Genomic DNA, 18,452 nt, shown 5'->3' with positions numbered 1-18,452 from the left:
GAGCGCGGTCTGAGGCTGCTTTCGACGCAATGGAAAGGCCATACCCCCGTCTATCACCTGGCCTGTCCGAAGGGACACGAATTCACCCGTCGGGGGATGTCCTGCTGCACGGTACGCCGATCTGCGTGGAGTGTGCGAGGGAAGAAGTGGCGCAGCGTTTTTTCGACACCGTGGCGCGACGTGGCTTTGTTGTCGAGGGCGAATACCGTGGCGCGAACGAGCGATACGGCTTTACCTGCTCCAGGGGCCATCGGTGGGAGACGCGCGGGCAGCGCGTCGTGGACGGGACCGGTTGCCCGCAGTGTATGGTGCAGTCGCGCTCGGAGCGGCTTCTGCGCGCGGACGGGCTGGAGCGCCTGCACGCTGCGGCGGCGGCCCGTGGTGGAAGGTGCCTTGCCACGGCCTATGACGGCGTCAGCGCCGGATACACGTGGGAGTGCGCGCAGGGGCACCGATGGAACAGCGAGGGTGCCAGGGTTCTGGCGGGCGTCTGGTGCGCTATCTGTGCGGTACAACGCCGTGGCGAGCTGCGCCGCCTGGCCGATGGACTGGAGCGTCTGAGGGCGGCGGCTGTGGCGCAGGGCGGGGTATGTCTGGCCGAAGCCTATGGGACGCTGGACGAGAAGTACCGGTTTCGCTGTGCGAAAGGGCATGAGTGGAAAGCCCGTGGCCATCTGATACTTCGCGGGACGTGGTGCATGAAGTGCCTGAGCGAGTCGAAGCGCCTGGGCATTGAGAGGATGCGGGAGGTCGCGCACGCGCGTGGAGGACGCTGTCTGAGTGAGGTGTACCTTGGCATCAAAGTCAAGCTGGCCTGGCAGTGCCACCTGGGCCACGTCTGGGACACCACGCCGGCCATGGTCTTGAGCAAGGACGCGTGGTGCCCCTTCTGCTTCCGGCTGCGGATCACGAAGAGCCCGTTGAAGCGGGCGAAGTATGGCGGCTGAGCGACCCTGGCATCGTAAGCCGTGGGGAAATCCGCCAGCCTTGCCGTGATTGTGTGCGTCGCAGCGTGAACAGATGGCTTGTATGCGCTTTTCGTGAACACGTGACTTGTCAGCGTAACCCGCGACTGCCCCCATCTTGAAAGTTTTACAGAACACCTGTTTAATATGCGAGCCATTCTCCAGCGAGGGGAATGGCCGTTTCTTCTGCACCGCAGTGTGAGGGGAAACGTGGGGGAACGATGTTTGTGGGCGCGTGGGGAATGCCCTTTTTCCTGCACGCGGGCCGCAAAGCCTTGTGGCAAGGGGTGTGGTACCGTGAACTATGATCGGTTCACTGATTTGGTCGCAGACTACGTGAAGTACCGTCCGACCTATCCGCGCGAAGTCGCGACCTTCGTTCATGTCGAATGCGGCGTGGCGCCCGGCGCGAGCGTCGCGGATATCGGCGCGGGCACGGGCATTTCGTCCCGGCTCTTTCTGGACGCCGGGCATCCGGTCGTGGCCGTCGAGCCGAACGCGGCGATGCGCGAGGCGGCCGACCGTTTCCTCGCGGACTATCCGGGCTACCGCAGCGTGGCCGGCACGGCCGAAGCCACCACCTTGCCCGACGCGAGCGTGGATCTCGTGAGCGCCGCGCAGGCTTTCCACTGGTTCGACAAGGCGGGCGCCCGGCGTGAATTCGCGCGCATTCTCAAGCCGCGCGGCAAGATCGTGTTGTTCTGGAATAGCCGCCTGCTCAAGGGATCGGCATTTCTGGAGGGCTTTGAAGCCCTGCTGCAGCGCTTTTCCGAAGACTACGCGAGCGTCGCCGAAAGCTATCCCACCGACGACGCCATGGCCGAATGGTTCGGCAACGGCTTCGCCCAGAAGACCGTGTTCCCGAACGCGCAGCTGCTCGATTTCGATGGGTTGCGCGGGCGGCTGGCTTCGTCCTCCTACGCGCCCAAGCCCGGCGACCCGCGTTACGAGCCGATGCTCGCGGCGTTGCGCGAACTATTCGACGCCACACAGCAGGCCGGGCGCGTGAACTTCGCTTACGAAACGCGGGTATTCGTGGGCAAGCCGGTGCGCGGCTAATGCACGGTCAGCGTCCGAACTCGTAATCGCCCGCGCGCACGCGCCTCGTCTTGCGGCGAAACGTGAAGGTGAAACCAGGCCACAGCGACGTGACCTTGCCGCTGCGCGTCTGGTAATAGCTGTGGCAGCCCGAGGTCCAGACCGTGCGTTGCAGTTGCGCCTGCAACCTGTCGTTGAAGGCGCGCTGCACAGCGGGCCGCACGCTCATCGTGCGCGCGCCGCGGCGCTGCAGTTCGCGGATGCAGGCGGCGATATAGCGGATCTGCGACTCGATCATGTAAATCATTGAGTTGTGGCCGAGGCCCGTGTTCGGTCCGATCACGAAGAACAGATTCGGAAACCCCGCCACACTCGTGCCCAAATACGCCTCAGGTCCGTCGCGACGCCAGGCCTCGCCGAGATCGGCGCCGTTCAGACCGCTCACGCGAAACGGCGCCTCCACGTCGTTGACCTGGAAACCCGTGCCGCAGACGATGGCGTCGAAGGCGTGGTGCAGGCCGTCGGCGGTGACGATACCGTCGGTCACGACTTCGCGGATCGGATCGGTGAGCAGGGCGACGTTCGGTTGCGTCAGCGCAGGCAGATAGTCGCTCGACAGCAGCACGCGCTTGCAACCAAGCGCATAGTCGGGCGCGAGCTTCGCGCGCAGCGCGGCATCCTTGACCTTGTGCGCGAGATAGTTGCGCGCGAACTTCATCGGCGCGGCGAGCAGGCGCTGATCGACCACGAAACCCAGAGCCCGCGATTCGAGCTGCCAGTAGATCGCGGCGCGTGCGAGGCGCTGCGCGAACGGGATATGCCGGTACATCCAGCGGCGGCGCGCCTCGATCGCGCGGTCGCGGCGCGGCATGATCCACGGCGGGGTGCGCTGGAATACGGTGAGCTGCGTGACGCGCGGCTGGATGCGCGGCACGAACTGGATAGCGCTCGCGCCCGTGCCTATCACGGCCACGCGTTTGCCTTCGAGTGCGTAGTCATGATCCCAGCGCGCCGAATGAAAGAGCTTGCCTGCAAAGCGCTCCAGCCCCTCGATGGCGGGCAGGGCGGGGCGCGAGAGCGGGCCGTTGGCGGCGATCAGCAGATCGGCCTCGACGGTCTGCGTGACACCGTCGCCCTCGACGTCGATGCTCCAGACGCCACGCGCCGCGTCGAAACGCGCCGCGCTCACGCGCGAGCGCCACGTGATGAAGCGCTCGACATCGTACTTGCGCGCGCAACGTTCCAGGTAAGCGAGGATCTCGCTTTGCGGCGCGTAGGTGCGCGTCCAGTCGGGATTAGGCTCGAAGGAAAATGAATAGAGGTGCGAAGGAACATCGCAGGCGGCGCCGGGATAGGCATTGTCGCGCCATGTGCCGCCAAGGCTCGCGGCCGCCTCGTAGATCGTGAATGATTCGATCCCCATGCGCCGCAACTGGATCGCCATGCCGATGCCGGAAAAGCCGCTGCCGACGATCGCGATGCGCGGCGTGCCCGCGTGAGTGGCCATATCAGTCTGATTCGAAATAGTCTTGCTTAACCAGGCGAGCATCCAAGCAAAACGGGCTCCGCGAAGGAGCCCGTCTGGCCAGATCCGGCTACGCTCAGGAGTTCCAGTCGTCCGAGGAACTGTCGTTGCTGCCCATATCGACGCCGCCGCCGCCCGAACCCTCGTCCCAGTCGTTGGAACCCTGGCCGTAGTCGACACCGCCATCGTTGTTGCCGTCACGGCGGCGGCCATCGTCGCGATCGACGATCACGTCGCGCTCGACCACGCGGTCGCGGCCTGAGTTAAGCGCTTCGCCGAGCAACACGCCGGTCAGCAAACCACCCATGCCACCCATACCGCCACCGCCTTGCTGGACGATGACCTGGGGCGGCTGCTGTTGCGGCGGATACTGGGGCGGATATTGCGGCTGACGGCCGAAGGCCGCATCGGCCTCGCGCGCGTAGGGCGAGTCGCCGCCGTACGAACCCGCGGGCGCGGCGGCTTGCGCGTTCGGATCAGGGCGGCCTTCGGCGCGCGCCTTGAGGCTTGCGAACTGGCGCTCGAGATCTTCGATCTCATAGGGCGCCACCGGGCTCGTGCTGCCCGAGAGCTTTTCGACCACGCTGCGCAACTGCGTTTCGAACGCGTCGACATCCTTTTCGAGGGCTTCGTGGCCGGGCAGCGTCGAAAGCTTCACGTCGAGCTTGAGCGAGCGCACCGCGTTGAGCAGGTCGGTCGCGCGCTTGAGCTGGTCGCGGCGGTCGTCGCCGGCGCGGGCATCGTCGTTTGACTTCGCGCGGCGCAGCGTCCAGCGCAGCACCAGCGCAATGCCGATCACGACAATCGCGATGCCGATCCACATACCCATGCCGGGGCCGTGCCGCTGCGGCGCGGCGGCGGTCGCCACGGCGGCGGGCGCGGCCGACTGGGTCTGCTGCGCGAACGGGTTGCTCGTGCGGGTTGTGTTCGTGGCGCCCGCGCGCGTGGCGTCGGAACGGATCTTCGCTTCGACTTGCGCAAAACGCTGCGGCTGCGTGAAGCGGATCTGCGGATCGAGCGATTTTGCCTGCTCGACCTGGGTGAGCGCGTCGGCGTAGCGGCCTTCGCGGTTGAGCACCTGCGCGTACAGATAGTGCGCGCGGGCATTGTCGGGGTGCGCCTGCAGAACCTGGGTCAGGCCCGAGTCCGCGCGTTGCCAGTCGCCTTGCGACATCGCGGATTCGATCTGCTGAACGCTCGGCACGGCGAACGCCGCGCCGCTCACGAGGGCGAGCGATGCGAAAACAGCGACAAGAAACTTTTTCATGTTGCAGGCCGGGCGGCTTGTCGCCCGTCTCCATGACATACGTTACGTGGATGCGGTGGGGCGCCCGGACTACTGAACTGCCGCGCCGCATCCGTCACGCACGGCGCATTACTGCGCCGGCGTATTGAGCTGCTTTTTCAGGGCTTCGAGGCGGTCGTCCACCGATGGGCCCTTGTTGAGCGCGGCGAGCTTGTCTTCGAGCGCCTTGCCGCTGGAAGCGTCCGCCGAATTGAGCCGGGCGTCCGAGCGCGCGTTCGACAGGTTCACCTTGTCTTCGAGCTTCTGGAAGTCCTGCGCAAGATTCTTGCCGCCGATACCGCCGAGCGCCGTGGCCGCAACGTCCTTGGCCTGGGCGATCTGCTGCTTCGCCTGCAGGATGTTCGAGCGCGCGTTCAGGTCGTTGCGGCGCGAGCGCATGTCGTCGATCTGCTGCTTGAGCTGATCGACCGACGGCTCGAGCTTGGCAAGTTCAGCGGCGAGCGCATCGCGTTCGGCTTCGGCCGTCGACTGCGCGCCGAGCGCTTCGCGGGCGAGCGCTTCGTCGCCCGATTGCAGGGCGCGCTTCGCGCCGTCCTCGTACTTCTTCGCCTTGTCGGCGGCCACATCGCGCTTGCTTTGCTGCATCGCGACCTGAGCCTGAATCTCGACCAGCGAGTTTTCGGCCTTGGCGATGCTGTCGTCGAGTTCGCGCACGATCTGGCGCGCGTCGCGCGACGGGTCCTGCACGGAATCGGCCGCGTCGTTCAGGAGACCCTTGACCGTGCGGGAGATGGAGTCGAAAAGCGACATGGAATTCCTCCGGTGTAATGAAATCGGCCCCTGGGGCCTCAGTGCGTGCGTACATGCCGCGCTGCGCTTGCCGAGTGCGATTCGCTTTCACGTTCAGCATTCAGCTTACGCCGCTTTGTGCGGGCTGCGCATGCAGCGCGAAAATCGGGGCGCTTCGGGTAATTGCAATAGAGATCAGGTGGCGCGTGACCCAAAATCTCTTGCAGCGCGCGATTGCGTCGCCCGCAATGCCCGTGCGGACAAACCTTACGTCAGCGTATCGACCGTCCGGGCTGCCCGCAATGCTCGCGGATATTACACCAGGGGTCTCTTAAAAGGGACTTAAAGGTACGTATAAGGTACCCATAGGTCCGGCGTCAGGCGAATTTTCCGCCATCGGGCGCGGGATCGCCGTCCGATGCATCTTCGTCGCCGTGCAGGCGCTGCGTGCGCGCGAACGGCGCATTGCTGAGCGGCGGCAGGGGAGCGCCTTCGCGCATAGGCGGACTATCAGAATGTGAATTCCGCGCATCAGTTTGCGGTTGCGCCGCTTCAGCAGCCAGGCGCGCGACCGTCTGCGCCATTTCACGCTCGGCTTGATCGAGTGCGGGCTCTTCTTGCGGCTCATCGGCGGACGTTACGCGATGGGCTTCGCCGGCGGCGTCCTCCTGCGCTTGAGCGACCGGGCGCACGCCACCGCGCCCGGCGCGCAGCGGTTTTGCCGCCTTGCGTAGCACCTGGGCGAGCGCATCGGGTTCGCGCCGCGCGTTCAGCCGGTCGACGATGCTTGCGGCCTTCACCTGATCGCTCGTCGCGCTGAAGGCGATCACGGCGCGGCGCATCAGCTCGCTGACGCTGATGCCGAGTTCGTCGGCCGTGGCGGAAATCGCACGCTTCTGGGCGGGCGTGACGAAGACGACGATGCGTTCGCTGGGCTTGTTCATGATCGGCTTGCCGGGCAATCGGTTTTGAAAGCGGCTTTGAAATCGGCGTCGAATCTGGCTACGAAACGCACCTGGCGCCCGCTCCCCGGCAACGCGAAGCAGGCGAGGCGAGCAGGGGGTGCGGCAACCTATCCATCATAAGACGAGACGCGCGCCGCGCAACGCAAAGATGCGCGTGCAGACCGGACGGCTCAAGCAACAATGTATCGTGCATAAGCATAATGACCGCGCATTACGGAATCGAGTCGGGAGCCGGCTCGATATTTTCTCCGCAGAACGCCTTAGATCGCGCAAGGTGCCGTCATGAAACCGGATCGTCGACGCCCCCAAGGCCGAATCCAGGAAACTCTTACAAAAAAAGCGCGACCGTCGGCGCGCGATTTATTTAGAATGCGCTGTTACATTTCGCGCGGATGCCGCTTTTAAGGGCTTTGCTCGAAAGGTTGCTGAAAGAGTGACCACGCGACGGCGCGTCTTACCCACGCGCCGCGTGACCGGACGGGGGCGTTGCCGGTCGCGCCGCGGCACCGCACTCGGGGTGCGATGCCGTCCACGCCGCATTGGCGCCATGACGCCATGATCAGATCTATGCGCGCTTCGATGCGCGCAGCCGGGGCGCAGTACCAGACGCGCCAATCATTCCAGTCATGCCTATCATCAAACGACCGCCTTCACCGCAATACCCGAACGACGATCGGGAACCTTCCTTCAACAACGCACGCCAGCAGCGTAACGACGATTCACGCCCAGGTTCGCGCGGCGAGCGCCCGCGCAGGCGTTCCATCGGCGCGTCGATCGCGATCTGGTTCGCCGGCCTGATTGCCACGCTCTGCGTGGTGGGTGCGCTGATCGTCGGCTATGCGCTCGTCGTCATGGGGCCGCAGTTGCCCTCGCTCGACGCGCTCACCAACTATCAGCCGAAGGTGCCGCTGCGCATCTATACCGCCGATCACGTGATGATCGGCGAGTTCGGCGACGAGCGTCGCCAGCTCGTGCGCTTCCAGGACATCCCCGACGTGCAGAAGAAGGCCGTCCTCGCCATCGAGGACTACCGCTTCTACGAGCACGGCGGCGTGGACTTCGTCGGCATCCTGCGGGCGGGCGTGGCCGACCTGATGCACGGCGGCGCGTCGCAGGGCGCGAGCACGATCACGATGCAGGTCGCGCGTAACTTCTTCCTTTCGAGCGAGAAGACCTATACGCGCAAGATCTACGAAATGCTGCTCGCCTACAAGATCGAGCGCGCGCTCACGAAGGACCAGATCCTCGAGCTGTACATGAACCAGATCTATCTGGGGCAGCGCGCCTATGGTTTCTCGGCGGCGGCGCGGGTGTACTTCGGCAAGGACCTCAAGGACATCACGCTCGCCGAAGCGGCGATGCTCGCGGGCCTGCCCAAGGCGCCGTCGGCGTATAACCCGATCGTCAATCCGAAGCGCGCGAAGATCCGTCAGCAATACATCCTCAAGCGCATGCTCGATCTGGGCTACATCACCCAGGCGCAGTACGACGATGCCGTGAAGGAGCCGCTGCGCACGCGCACCGCCGGCACCGAGTACAGCGTGCACGCGGAGTACGTCGCGGAAATGGTGCGTCAGATGATGTACGCGCAGTACAAGGACGAAACCTATACGCGCGGCCTGACGGTCATGACGACCATCGATTCGGCCGACCAGAACGCGGCCTACGCCGCCGTGCGCAAGGGCGTGATGGACTACGAGCGCCGTCACGGCTATCGCGGTCCGGAAGGCTTCGTGCAACTGCCGCCCGCGGGCGACGACCGCGATCAGGCGATCGACGATGCGCTTACCGATCACCCCGACAACGGCGATCTCGTGTCGGCCGTGGTCACGGAAGCGGGTCCGAAGTCGGTCACGGCGCAACTGCTCGACGGCACCTCGGTCAACATCACGGGCGAGGGCCTGCGCTTCGCGGCGGCGGGTCTGTCGACGCGCGCCTCGGCTGCGCTGAAGATCCGCCCGGGTTCGATCGTGCGCCTGATCGCCGACGACAAGAGCAACTGGCTGATCACGCAGTTGCCGCAGGTCGAAGGCGCGCTGGTGTCGCTCACGCCGCAGGACGGCGCGATCCGCGCGCTGATCGGCGGCTTCGACTTCAACAAGAACAAGTTCAACCACGTGACCCAGGCGTGGCGCCAGCCCGGTTCGAGCTTCAAGCCGTTCATCTATTCGGCTTCGCTCGAAAAGGGCCTGGGACCGGCGACCATCATCAACGACGCGCCGCTGTACTTCCCGCCCAGCACGCCAGGCGGCGACGCCTGGGAGCCGAAGGACGACGACCAGCCCGATGGTCCGATGCCGATGCGCCTCGCGCTGCAGAAGTCGAAGAACCTCGTGTCGATCCGCATCCTGTCGTACATCGGCACGAAGTACGCACAGGACTACGTGACGCAACGCTTCGGCTTCGACGCGGACAAGACGCCGCCGTACCTGCCGATGGCGCTGGGCGCGGGCCTCGTCACGCCGCTGCAGTCGGCTGGCGCGTACAGCGTGTTCGCCAACGGCGGCTATCGCATCAATCCGTATCTGATTGCTGAAGTGGACGACGCGCACGGTCAGCCGGTTTCGCGCGCACAGCCGCTGGTCGCGGGCCAGAATGCGCCGCAGACGCTGACGCCGCGCAACGCCTACATCATGAACAGCCTGCTGCATTCGGTGGCGACGGCGGGTACGGGTGCGGGCACCAACGTGCTGCACCGTGACGACCTGCAGGGCAAGACCGGCACGACCAACGATGCGCACGACGGCTGGTTCGCGGGCTATCAGCGCAATCTGGTCGCGGTGGCGTGGATGGGCTACGACCAGCCGAAGAGCCTCGGTAGCCGCGAGTTCGGCGCGCAGCTCGCGCTGCCCATCTGGGTGGAGTATATGGGCAAGGCGCTGCGCAGCATCCCGCAGGAAGAGCCGCCCATGCCGGCCGGCATCACGACGATCGGCGGCGAGCTTTACTACTCGGATGCGACGCCGGGTGCGGGCTTCGTTTCGGCGATCGGCATGGACTCGGGCGTGCCGGCGGGTGCGGCGAGCGACGCCAGCGGCGCGACCGGCACCATGGGGCCGGGCGGGATGACGCCGCCCAGCGTGACGTCGAGCGAGAAACAGCAGATCATGGATCTGTTCGAAACGAACAAGCCTTGACGGATGGTTCGGGCTGCCTGGCAGCCCGGACGATTGCGGTAAACGAATAACCTGAACACGGCGCACCGGCAACGGTGTGCCGTGTTTTGTTTTGCGGCGCCGATTTCCTTTTGCGACAAGTACTTGGGTAGGTTGCCCAGGGCTTTTCCACAGGCAGGTCCACAAAAACTGTGGACAACGAAGCCCTGCGCAAGCGCCAGGCTTATCAACAGATTTTGTTGGCAGCCCTGTGGGTAACCTTGGGAGAGCGAAGCTAACTATCTGATCCGAAAGCGCTTGTCAGTGCGAAGCGGCGATGAGGCAGTTCGCATCAGAAAGTATTGTCGTATCGGACTCCGACGGTTTTGCCGTGCACGCTGCTCGAATAGGTGAGCGCCCAATGTGCGAGCCATGCGCCGGTGAACGCGCCCAGCGCATCGGCGAACAGATCCTTGTACGAGAAACCATCGGTGCGGCAGGTGCCGTCGATGGTTTCCTTTATCAGACCCGGCACGGTGCCTAGCAGGCCGCCGTAAATCACCGGATGATCGGTGTCGCGCATCAACCACCCGCCGAGCGCGCCGAACGGCGCCGAGACACCGAAGTGCTCCAGCTTGTCCGTGCCGACCCAACTGTCTGAGGTCTGTATGCGAAAGCCGCCGTGCGAACCGGAGCAGTCGAAGTCCGCATGCGCCGCGGCGCTGGCCATAAGCAGCAGTGCGGCGCAGAGGCCGCTTTTTAGCACGATTGCCATGATCGACGGGTCGGCATTGCCGAGGTTGATTATTGCGCTCTCTCTCGATAAAAATGATCGAGTTATATAAAGGAATCCGAATTAATTAGATTGCCTTACCCTCGATTTGCGATCGAGTGTATCAGTAAAGTCTTAAAAATTAATCTGAGATCTTTCCGTCGGAAAATCGTGAAATATGCGTGGGAAAGACGAGATTCAGATTAAGTGGAGAGCGTGCGAGGCGGCCTTTTTTCTGATTCTGGCCGCCTCGGGAATGAACGCGCACACCTTGCATGTGCACGGCGACACGCCTTCAAGGTGCCGAAGTGTTCGTGCTGGCAGCGTTGGTGCTGCCGGCGCCCGGCGGGGTGCCCATTGCCTGGAACAGCGCGGCCGTATCCGACAGTCGTGCGCCGCGATAGCGGATCGCGTCGAGGCTCGCATTGCGCCATTGCTGCTCGCTCTGGCGCACCGCGTAGTACGGCACCGCGCCCAGCTTGTATCGCGCGTTGGTATCGTCGTAAACGCCTTGCGCGGTCTGCGCCGAGGTGCCGGCCGCATCGAGCGCCTGTGCGTCGTGCTCCAGCGCCGCGAGCCGGTCGGCCACATCCTGGAAGGCCGCAAGCACGGTTTGTCGGTACGACGCATTGGCCGCGTCATACGACTGCACGGCGGCCCGCCGCTGCGCGAGCAGCGCGCCACCGTGAAAGATCGGCTGCGTGAGCGACGCGCCGATGGCCCACAGCGCGCCCACGCCCGAAGTCGCCACCGGCCAGCTAAATCCGCCCTGACCCAGCCCCGCCGAAAGCGTGATGCTCGGGTACATCTGCGCCGTGGCCGCGCCCACCTCCGCGGAGGCGGCAATCAGCGCCGCGCCCGCGGCCTCGATATCGGGGCGCGTTTTCAGCAGATCCGACGGCACCACAACAGGCACCTGCTGCGGCAGATGAAAGCTCGCGAGATCGAGATCGGACGGCGCCTGGTCGGGCGAGCGGCCCAGCAGCACGGCCAGCGCATGGCGCATGGCCGCCGCCTGCTGCTGCAGCCCCGGCAGATTGGCGGCGAGCGCCGCCGCGCTTTGCTGCGCGTTGAGCAGGTCCGTATGCGAAACCGCGCCCAGCGCATAGCGCTTTTGCAGATCGTCGGCTTGCGCATTGGCGATGTCGACGAGCCGTTGCGTCGTGTCGATCTGCGCGTGCAGCGTGGCGATGCCCAACACACTCGCGACGATATTGGCCGCCAGCGCGCGGCGCGCCGCCTCGAACTGGAACGCCTGCAAATTCACACGCGAGGCGAGGGCGGCATTGTTCAGCCGCGAAGCGCCGAAGATGTCGAACGAATAGCGCACCTCGACGAGGCCCGCAAACAGGTTGTATTCGAGCTTATCGACGCCCAGCTGCGGGATGCCGGGCGCGCGCTGGCGCTGCGCGGTGCCGATCGCATCGACGGTCGGCAACAACGAGCTGCCGATCTGGCCGCGCAACTGCTCGCGCGCGGCTTGCAGGCTGTGATCGGCGGCGGCAAGGTTCGGACTGTTGGCGAGACCTTCCTCGACCAGCGCATCGAGCGCCGGCGAATCGAACTGCGTCCACCATTGCGGCACCGGCTGCGCGCCCACCGCGAACTGCTGCGCGACGCCTTGTGCGGCGACAGTCTGCGTGGGCTGCGCCGCTACGCCGTAATGCGCGGGATTGGGCGTCACGGGCGGCGCGCCATCGGGGCCGAAGGCGCAGCCGCTTGCCAGTAACACGACAAGCGCCGCCGCACTCAGCAGCGGGCGTTGCAAGGCAAAGGTCTTCATCGGCGCGGATCGTTTCATGATGCGTTCTGGCCATTGGGACGCGCGGCGTCGCTCTCGCTCGCGCGCACGCGGAACGCCGCCGCATAGAGCGCGGGCAGGAAGAACAGCGTGAGGACGGTTGCGCTCGTGATGCCGCCCATCAGCGCCGTCGCCATCGGCCCGAAAAAGTTCGAGCGCACCAGCGGAATCAGCGCGAGCACGGCGGCGGCGGCCGTCAGCATGATGGGCCGGAAGCGCCGCACGGTCGCGCCCACGATCGCGTCGAAACGCTTGTGTCCGGCGCGGATATCGCTCTCGATCTGATCCACCAGAATCACCGAATTGCGCATGATGATGCCGAACATCGCAATCACGCCGAGCATCGCCACGAAGCCGAACGGCTCGTGAAAAAGCAGGAGCGCGACGGCCACGCCGATCAGCCCCAGCGGCGCGGTGAGCACGACCATCATCACGCGCGAGAGGCTTTGCAACTGGATCATCAGGAGCGTCAGCACAGCGATCATGAGCACCGGCAACTGCGCGAAGATCGACGCCTGGCCTTTGGCGCTTTCCTCGACCGAGCCGCCCACCTCGATGCGATAACCGGTCGGCAGCGTGCCCTGCATCGACGCGAGCGTTTTTTGCAGCGCATGCGTCACGTCGATGCCTTGCGCGCCGCGCCGCACGTCCGCCTGCACGGTGATGGTCGGCTGCCGGTCGCGCGACCAGATCACGCCGTATTCGAGCGTGTTTTCGAGGTGGCCGATGGCGCCCAGCGGCACCGGACCGTTGGGCGTGGGCATCGCCAGCGCGAGCATATGGGCGGGATCGACGCGCTCGTTGGCGGGCGCGCGCAGATCGACACTGATGAGCTTGTCGCGCTCGCGGTACTGCGTGACCGTGTAGCCGGAGTAGGTCATCTGCAGGAAATTGGCGACGTCCTGCGACGAGATATTGAGCGCACGCGCTTTCTGCTGGTCGATCGCGAAGTGCAGCGAACGCTCGGCCGGCTCGTCCCAGTCGAAGCCGACGTTCGTGGTGCGCGGGTCGGCGCGCATCTGCGCGGCCACGCGCTCGGCGATGCTGCGCACGGTGGCGATGTCGTCGCCGCTCACGCGGAACTGCACGGGATAGCCCACGGGCGGGCCGTTTTCCAGCCGCGAGAGGCGTGTGCGGATCGCCGGGAAGTCATTGCGCAACTTCGTTTCCAGCCAGTCGGCGAGCTTTTCGCGATCCTTGACCGACTTCGCCGTGATGACGAACTGCGCGAAATTCGGCTGCTGCAACTGCTGGTCGAGCGGCAGATAGAAGCGCGGCGCGCCCGTGCCGACAAAGTCGATCGAATGATCGATTTCAGGGCGGCCTTTGAGCGCTGCTTCGAGCTGTTTCGTCTGGCGCAGCGTGGCATCGAACGACGCGCCTTCGGGCAGGCGCACGTCCACCAGCAGCTCCGGCCGGTCCGAACTCGGAAAGAACTGCTGCGGAATCAGCGTGAAGCCCGCGAGCGCCACGACGAACAGCACGATGGTGAGCGCGAGCACGACGATATGCCGCTCGATGCACCAGCCTACCCAGCCGCGCAGACGATGGTAGAAGCGCGTGTCGTAGATGTCCTCTTCGTGATGCGCGCCGTTCGTGGCGTTCGGATCGGCTTTGCGTTCGGGCAGGAGGCGATAGCCGAGCAGCGGAATCAGCACGACCGCCGCGAACCACGACGCGACCAGCGCGATCGCCGACACCTGGAAGATCGAGCGCGTGTATTCGCCCGTGCTCGATTTCGCGAGCACGATCGGCAGGAAGCCGGACACCGTGACGAGGGTGCCGGTGAGCATCGGAAACGCGGTGCTCGTATAGGCATACGCGGCGGCGCGCGTGCGGTTCCAGCCCTGCGCGAGCTTCACGGCCATCATCTCGACGGAGATGATGGCGTCGTCCACCAGCAGCCCGAGCGCAAGCACGAGCGTGCCGAGCGAGACCTTGTGCAGGCCGATGTCGAACAGGTACATCACGAGCGAGGTGACGGCGAGCACGATCGGAATCGTGATGACGACCACCATGCCCGTGCGCACGCCCAGCGACACGAGGCTCACGACCAGCACGATACCGACGGCTTCGGCCACCGCTTCGACGAAGTCGTCCACCGAATGCGAGACCGCGTCCGGCATGCTCGACACTTCGACGAGCTTGAGGCCCGCGGGCAGTTCGCGGCGCAACTCGCCGACGCGCGCGTCGAGCGCCTTACCCAGGCGGATCACATCGCCGCCTGGCTGCATGGTGATGCCGATGCCGAGCACGGCTTTGCCCTGGAAGCGCATCTGCGTGGCGAGCGGGTCGTCGTAGCCGCGCCGGATCGTGGCGATGTCGCCCAGCCGGAAGCTGCGGCCATTCACGCTGATGAGCGTATCGGCGAGCGCCTTGAGATCGGTGAACTGGCCGCTCGGGCGCACGAACACGCGGTCGTCGGGCGTGGTGAGGGTGCCGGATGCCGCGACGCTGTTCTGCGCGCCGATCGCCTGGCCGATCTGCGTGGGCGAGATGCCCAGACGCGTGAGTTGCGCGTTGGCGATTTCCACATAGACGCGCTGATTCGGATCGCCGAAGTAATCGACCTTGCCGACGTCCTTCACGCGCAGCAGTTCTTCGCGCAGATTGTCGGCGTAATCGTGCAGTTGCGCGGGCGAAAAACCATCGCCTTCGAGCGCGTAGATGTTGGTGTAGACATCGCCGAACTCGTCGTTGAAGAACGGTCCTTGCACGCCTTGCGGCAGCATCGGCGCAATATCGCCGACTTTCTTGCGCACCTGATACCAGGTTTCGCGCACCTCGGAAACCGGCGCGGAATCCTTCATGGTGAAGAACACCAACGACTCGCCGGGCCGCGAGTAGCTGCGCAGGAAGTCGATATAAGGCGTTTCCTGGAGCTTGCGGCCGATGCGGCTCGTGACTTCGTCCTCGACCTGGCGCGCGCTCGCGCCTGGCCAGAAGGTCTGGATCACCATCACGCGGAACGTGAAGGGCGGATCTTCGGACTGCGAAAGACGCGTGTACGACAACGCGCCGAAGATCGTCGCCAGCGCGATCAGAAAGGTCACTAGCGTGCGGTGGCGCAGCGCCCAGGCGGACAGATTGAAGCGGCCTTCGTCGTGGTCGGCGCCGGGGCCGTGGTCGGATGGGTCGTCGGCTGCGTGTTGCGGGTCTTCGCGTTCGCTCATGACGCGAAGTCCTCGGGGTGCAGCGGGGCAACCGGGTGCACTTTCTCGCCCGCGCTGACCGTATGCACGCCTTGCAGCACGATGCGATCGCCGTCCTTGAGGCCGTCCGTCACGGTGACGGTGCGCGCGTCGTAGCGCGACACGCTCACGCGGCGCAGTTGCAGCACGTTGTCCGCGCCTTGCACGATCCAGAGCGCGGGCGCGTTGCCGTCGTGAAAGAGGGCGGTGGCGGGGACGGTGAAATGGCTGCTCGCCGCGTGACTGGCGGCGGTGGAAGAGAGCGCGATATTGGCCGTCATGCCGAGGCGCACCTCGGCGTCCGGGTGTTCGAGTGTGAGCTTGACGCGCCACGTCCGGCTTTGCGGGTCGGCGGCGGCGCCCAGTTCGCGCACCTTCGCCGTATAGCTGCGTCCCGGCAGCGCGGGGAGCGTGACCTGCGCGGGGTCGCCGGTATGCAATCCGGCGATGGCGTTTTCGGGCAGATCGCTGACCACGTCCACATCGCCGGTCCAGGCGAGTTGATAAACGGCCTGGCCCGCCTGCACGTTCTGGCCGGTATCGGCGTTCTCGGCGGTGATGATGCCCGCGTGATCGGCGACGAGCTGGGTGTAGCGGAGTTGATCCTGGGAGAGCGCGAGTTGCTGCTTTGCCTGGTCGCGCCCCGCGACGGCCGATGCGTAGGCATCCTGAGTCTGCTCGAACTGCGCGCGGGCGATCAGGTTGGCCTGCGCCTGGGCGGTATCGCGGTCGAGCTGCTGCTTCGCGAACACATAGCGGTGCTGCGCGGCATCGTACTGCGCCTGGGCGCTCGCGGCATTCCTGTCGTAATCGGCGGGGTCCAGCCGCGCCAGCACCTGGCCGGGCTTGACCACATCGCCTAGCCGCACGTTGCGCTCGATGATCTTGCCGTTCACGCGGAAGGACAGCGGCGTGTTATTGCGCGCCTGGACGCCGCCCGGATACGTGGTGGATGGGCCGCTCTGATCGGCATGCACGGTCATCGAGACGACCGGGCGCGGCCCCGGCGCCGCTTCCTCATGCTTGCTGCAGCCGGCGAGGCCGGCCAGTGCGCTGAAGGCGCACAACGCGAGGGCGCTCATGACGCGCGATGACCTCGATGCGCCTGCCTGCACGGACGGATCGGACGGATTGACGGCGATAGCCTGGGACTGACACTGACTGCGCATCCTCGATGCGCTACGACCGCGACGATTCACATGGACCTCGACATGCCTGGAACGCACGCGCGCCGGGCCCGTGCGCGCTGTCGCTCGCCCCGGGCCGGTCACGCCGCCGCTGAGTCCGTCCGCCCGCGAAAGCAAAACAGGCCAGACACGGCGTACATGGATGGCTCCTGCGTCGCACACCGATCGATCTCAGATAATTCCGTGAATTCTAATACAAGGCTGTATCTGAATACACAAATGAATCCGAAGAAAGATTCAGTGATAGACTCGCGCTACCGTCGGGTCATGCCAGAAGCATCGCCATCACGCCGCAACCTATCCACCCGAGCCTTGTCACCCCACGCCATGACGCGCCAAGCCACACCGCGCCCACGACTCACCCGCGAGCAGAGCCGCGATCAGACGCGCGAGCGCCTGCTCGATGCCGCGCAGGCTTTGTTCATGGCCAAAGGCTTTGTGGGCGCGAGCGTCGAGGACATCGCGCAGGAGGCCGGCTACACGCGCGGCGCGTTCTACTCGAATTTCGATAGCAAGGCCGAGCTGCTGGTCGAACTGCTGCGGCGCGACCATGAGGCGATGGAAGTCGATCTGCGTGCGATCTTCGAGGCCAACGCCCCGCGCGAGGTCATGGAGGCGCGCGTGCTGGCGTTCTACAGCCGCCTGCCGCAGGACAACAAGATGTTCCTGCTGTGGGTGGAAGCCAAATTGCTTGCGGCCCGCGACGCGCGTTTTCGCACGCGTTTCAACGCCTTCATGAAGGAAAAACGCGAGCGCCTGGCGGCCTATATCGAGGAATTCTCGGCGCGCGTGGGCACGCCGCTGTCGATCGCGCCCGATCTGATGGCGCTGGGCCTGATGGGTTTGTGCGATGGCGTGCAATTCCTGGCCACGGCCGATCCGCAGCACGTGACGCTGCCGGTGGTGGAAGAAGTGCTTGGCCGCTTCTTCGCGCGCGTGGTGTTTGGCCGCGACGCCTGAGCCGCGCGCACGATGGAGCTGGCGAGCCTCGCGGCCCTCAGATACCGAGGCCAGGGCCGTAGTTGCTGCCGATCAGACGCGTGACCGAGGCCACGTCGCGGTAGTCCTGCTCGGGCATCCCGTCGAGAATCCCCAGCACCTCGTTACTCGCCCCGGCGTTGCGGGCGGCCTCCACGAGATCGTCCTTGTTGGCGGGCCAGCGCACTTCGCGCAGGACGTCGGCGAACTGAAGGTCGATCGGCTCTTCGGGGATGGATGAGGCGGACATGCGCGAAATCCTCGGCGCGGCGGGCGCGCTAACGTGAAATCAGCTCAAAAACCGGATAGATGGACGGCCCCCGCAGGGTGAAACATGGCGTAGGGCCGTTGGCGTCGCGACAAGCATACACAATGCCGGCGCCGCGCCGCCAGTCGATGCACAGCGGGCAAACCCGCGCGCCCGGCGCTCAAGTCTGCTGATGCAGAATCGGGCTTAGCGTACGGTCCAGTCTGTGCGACTTCGGCAGGCTCAGATACTCCCAGTGCTGCACGCCCGTCGCACTCGGCACCTCGGGCGCGGGCGGCGCCACGGGCACATCCGCCATCGGCGAACGAACGTCGGGCGCGGCGGCGCTGGCACGGTCGATCTGGGCGTCCTGCGTACGCACGGGTGCCGCGAAGCACGAGGCCGACAGCAGCACAGTGGTCAACAGCGTCGAGGTTTTCATCGCTCGACCTCCTTTCCTCATGCGGCCCGAAGGTCGCAGCAAGTGCCGTGCCGTGGCGGTCAGGCTGACCGGACGAGGCAAGGCGGCCGCGTGCAGGAAACTGGGCAAAGCAGCGCAGGCCACGCGACACACCGTCGGGCATGCGGAAAAGCGGTGACAGACATTGGCGCAACGTCTGTCAGGGCACACGCGCGAACGGAAATCTCATAAT

The 18,452-nt window shown here is 65.4% G+C and carries 14 protein-coding genes; 4 read left to right on the top strand and 10 right to left on the bottom strand.

The annotated features are described in order from the left end of the window. Positions 1–146: 146 nt before the first annotated feature. Together B0G62_RS08795 and B0G62_RS08790 are read left to right on the top strand one after the other, a co-directional pair. Positions 147–947, top strand: coding sequence for a hypothetical protein (locus tag B0G62_RS08795; protein ID WP_103703810.1), 801 nt, complete (start codon positions 147–149; stop codon positions 945–947). Between the two features lie 354 nt (positions 948–1,301). After that, positions 1,302–2,024, top strand: a complete 723-nt coding sequence (locus B0G62_RS08790) for a class I SAM-dependent methyltransferase (protein ID WP_244193159.1) — start codon at positions 1,302–1,304, stop codon at positions 2,022–2,024. 7 nt (positions 2,025–2,031) lie between these two features. Here B0G62_RS08790 and B0G62_RS08785 read toward each other — a convergent pair whose 3' ends face one another. The 4 genes from B0G62_RS08785 to B0G62_RS08770 all read right to left on the bottom strand — a co-directional run bounded on the left by B0G62_RS08785 (position 2,032) and on the right by B0G62_RS08770 (position 6,507). Further along, positions 2,032–3,510, bottom strand: coding sequence for a flavin-containing monooxygenase (locus B0G62_RS08785; RefSeq protein ID WP_103703808.1), 1,479 nt, complete (start codon positions 3,508–3,510; stop codon positions 2,032–2,034). Between the two features lie 94 nt (positions 3,511–3,604). Then, positions 3,605–4,795: a tetratricopeptide repeat protein gene (locus B0G62_RS08780; protein WP_103703807.1), complete on the bottom strand. Its 1,191-nt coding sequence runs from the start codon at positions 4,793–4,795 to the stop codon at positions 3,605–3,607. Between the two features lie 108 nt (positions 4,796–4,903). Beyond that, positions 4,904–5,584 carry a PspA/IM30 family protein gene (locus B0G62_RS08775; protein ID WP_103703806.1) on the bottom strand — a complete coding sequence of 227 codons (681 nt, stop codon included), beginning with the start codon at positions 5,582–5,584 and terminating at the stop codon, positions 4,904–4,906. A 356-nt stretch (positions 5,585–5,940) separates the two neighbouring features. Next, positions 5,941–6,507, bottom strand: coding sequence for a plasmid mobilization protein (locus tag B0G62_RS08770; RefSeq protein WP_103703805.1), 567 nt, complete (start codon positions 6,505–6,507; stop codon positions 5,941–5,943). 647 nt (positions 6,508–7,154) lie between these two features. On the opposite strand from B0G62_RS08770, the gene B0G62_RS08765 reads away from it, so the two are divergent. Further along, complete coding sequence (locus tag B0G62_RS08765) at positions 7,155–9,665, top strand: penicillin-binding protein 1A (protein WP_103703804.1); 2,511 nt, start codon at positions 7,155–7,157, stop codon at positions 9,663–9,665. Positions 9,666–9,975: 310 nt separating this feature from the next. Here the strand turns inward: B0G62_RS08765 and B0G62_RS08760 are convergent, their stop codons facing one another. The 4 genes from B0G62_RS08760 to B0G62_RS08745 all read right to left on the bottom strand — a co-directional run bounded on the left by B0G62_RS08760 (position 9,976) and on the right by B0G62_RS08745 (position 16,469). Then, positions 9,976–10,398 carry a YfiM family lipoprotein gene (locus B0G62_RS08760; protein WP_103703803.1) on the bottom strand — a complete coding sequence of 141 codons (423 nt, stop codon included), beginning with the start codon at positions 10,396–10,398 and terminating at the stop codon, positions 9,976–9,978. 292 nt (positions 10,399–10,690) lie between these two features. Then, a complete protein-coding gene (locus B0G62_RS08755; protein WP_244193158.1) occupies positions 10,691–12,196 on the bottom strand; it encodes an efflux transporter outer membrane subunit in 1,506 nt (501 codons plus the stop codon). Beyond that, complete coding sequence (locus B0G62_RS08750; protein ID WP_103703801.1) at positions 12,193–15,369, bottom strand: efflux RND transporter permease subunit; 3,177 nt, start codon at positions 15,367–15,369, stop codon at positions 12,193–12,195. Before B0G62_RS08750 ends, B0G62_RS08755 begins: the two co-directional genes overlap by 4 nt. Continuing rightward, positions 15,366–16,469 (bottom strand): efflux RND transporter periplasmic adaptor subunit, encoded by a 1,104-nt coding sequence (locus tag B0G62_RS08745; RefSeq protein ID WP_103703800.1) that lies wholly within the window; start codon positions 16,467–16,469, stop codon positions 15,366–15,368. Before B0G62_RS08745 ends, B0G62_RS08750 begins: the two co-directional genes overlap by 4 nt. Before the next feature lie 432 nt (positions 16,470–16,901). Here B0G62_RS08745 and B0G62_RS08740 point away from each other — a divergent pair, with 432 nt between their 5' ends. Next, the gene (locus B0G62_RS08740) at positions 16,902–17,534 is read left to right on the top strand and encodes a TetR/AcrR family transcriptional regulator (RefSeq protein WP_103703799.1); all 633 of its coding nucleotides are present in this window, start codon (positions 16,902–16,904) and stop codon (positions 17,532–17,534) included. 37 nt (positions 17,535–17,571) lie between these two features. On the opposite strand, the gene B0G62_RS08735 is transcribed toward B0G62_RS08740, so the two are convergent. Then, the gene (locus tag B0G62_RS08735) at positions 17,572–17,802 is read right to left on the bottom strand and encodes a DUF2795 domain-containing protein (RefSeq protein ID WP_103703798.1); all 231 of its coding nucleotides are present in this window, start codon (positions 17,800–17,802) and stop codon (positions 17,572–17,574) included. A 178-nt stretch (positions 17,803–17,980) separates the two neighbouring features. After that, positions 17,981–18,241, bottom strand: a complete 261-nt coding sequence (locus B0G62_RS08730) for a hypothetical protein (protein WP_103703797.1) — start codon at positions 18,239–18,241, stop codon at positions 17,981–17,983. Positions 18,242–18,452: the final 211 nt, after the last annotated feature.

It is taken from the genome of Paraburkholderia eburnea, assembly GCF_002917095.1.
GTDB lineage: Bacteria > Pseudomonadota > Gammaproteobacteria > Burkholderiales > Burkholderiaceae > Paraburkholderia > Paraburkholderia eburnea.
The sequence above is the reverse complement of the archived record's forward strand: the minus strand, read 5'-3'. Positions and strand labels throughout refer to the sequence as shown.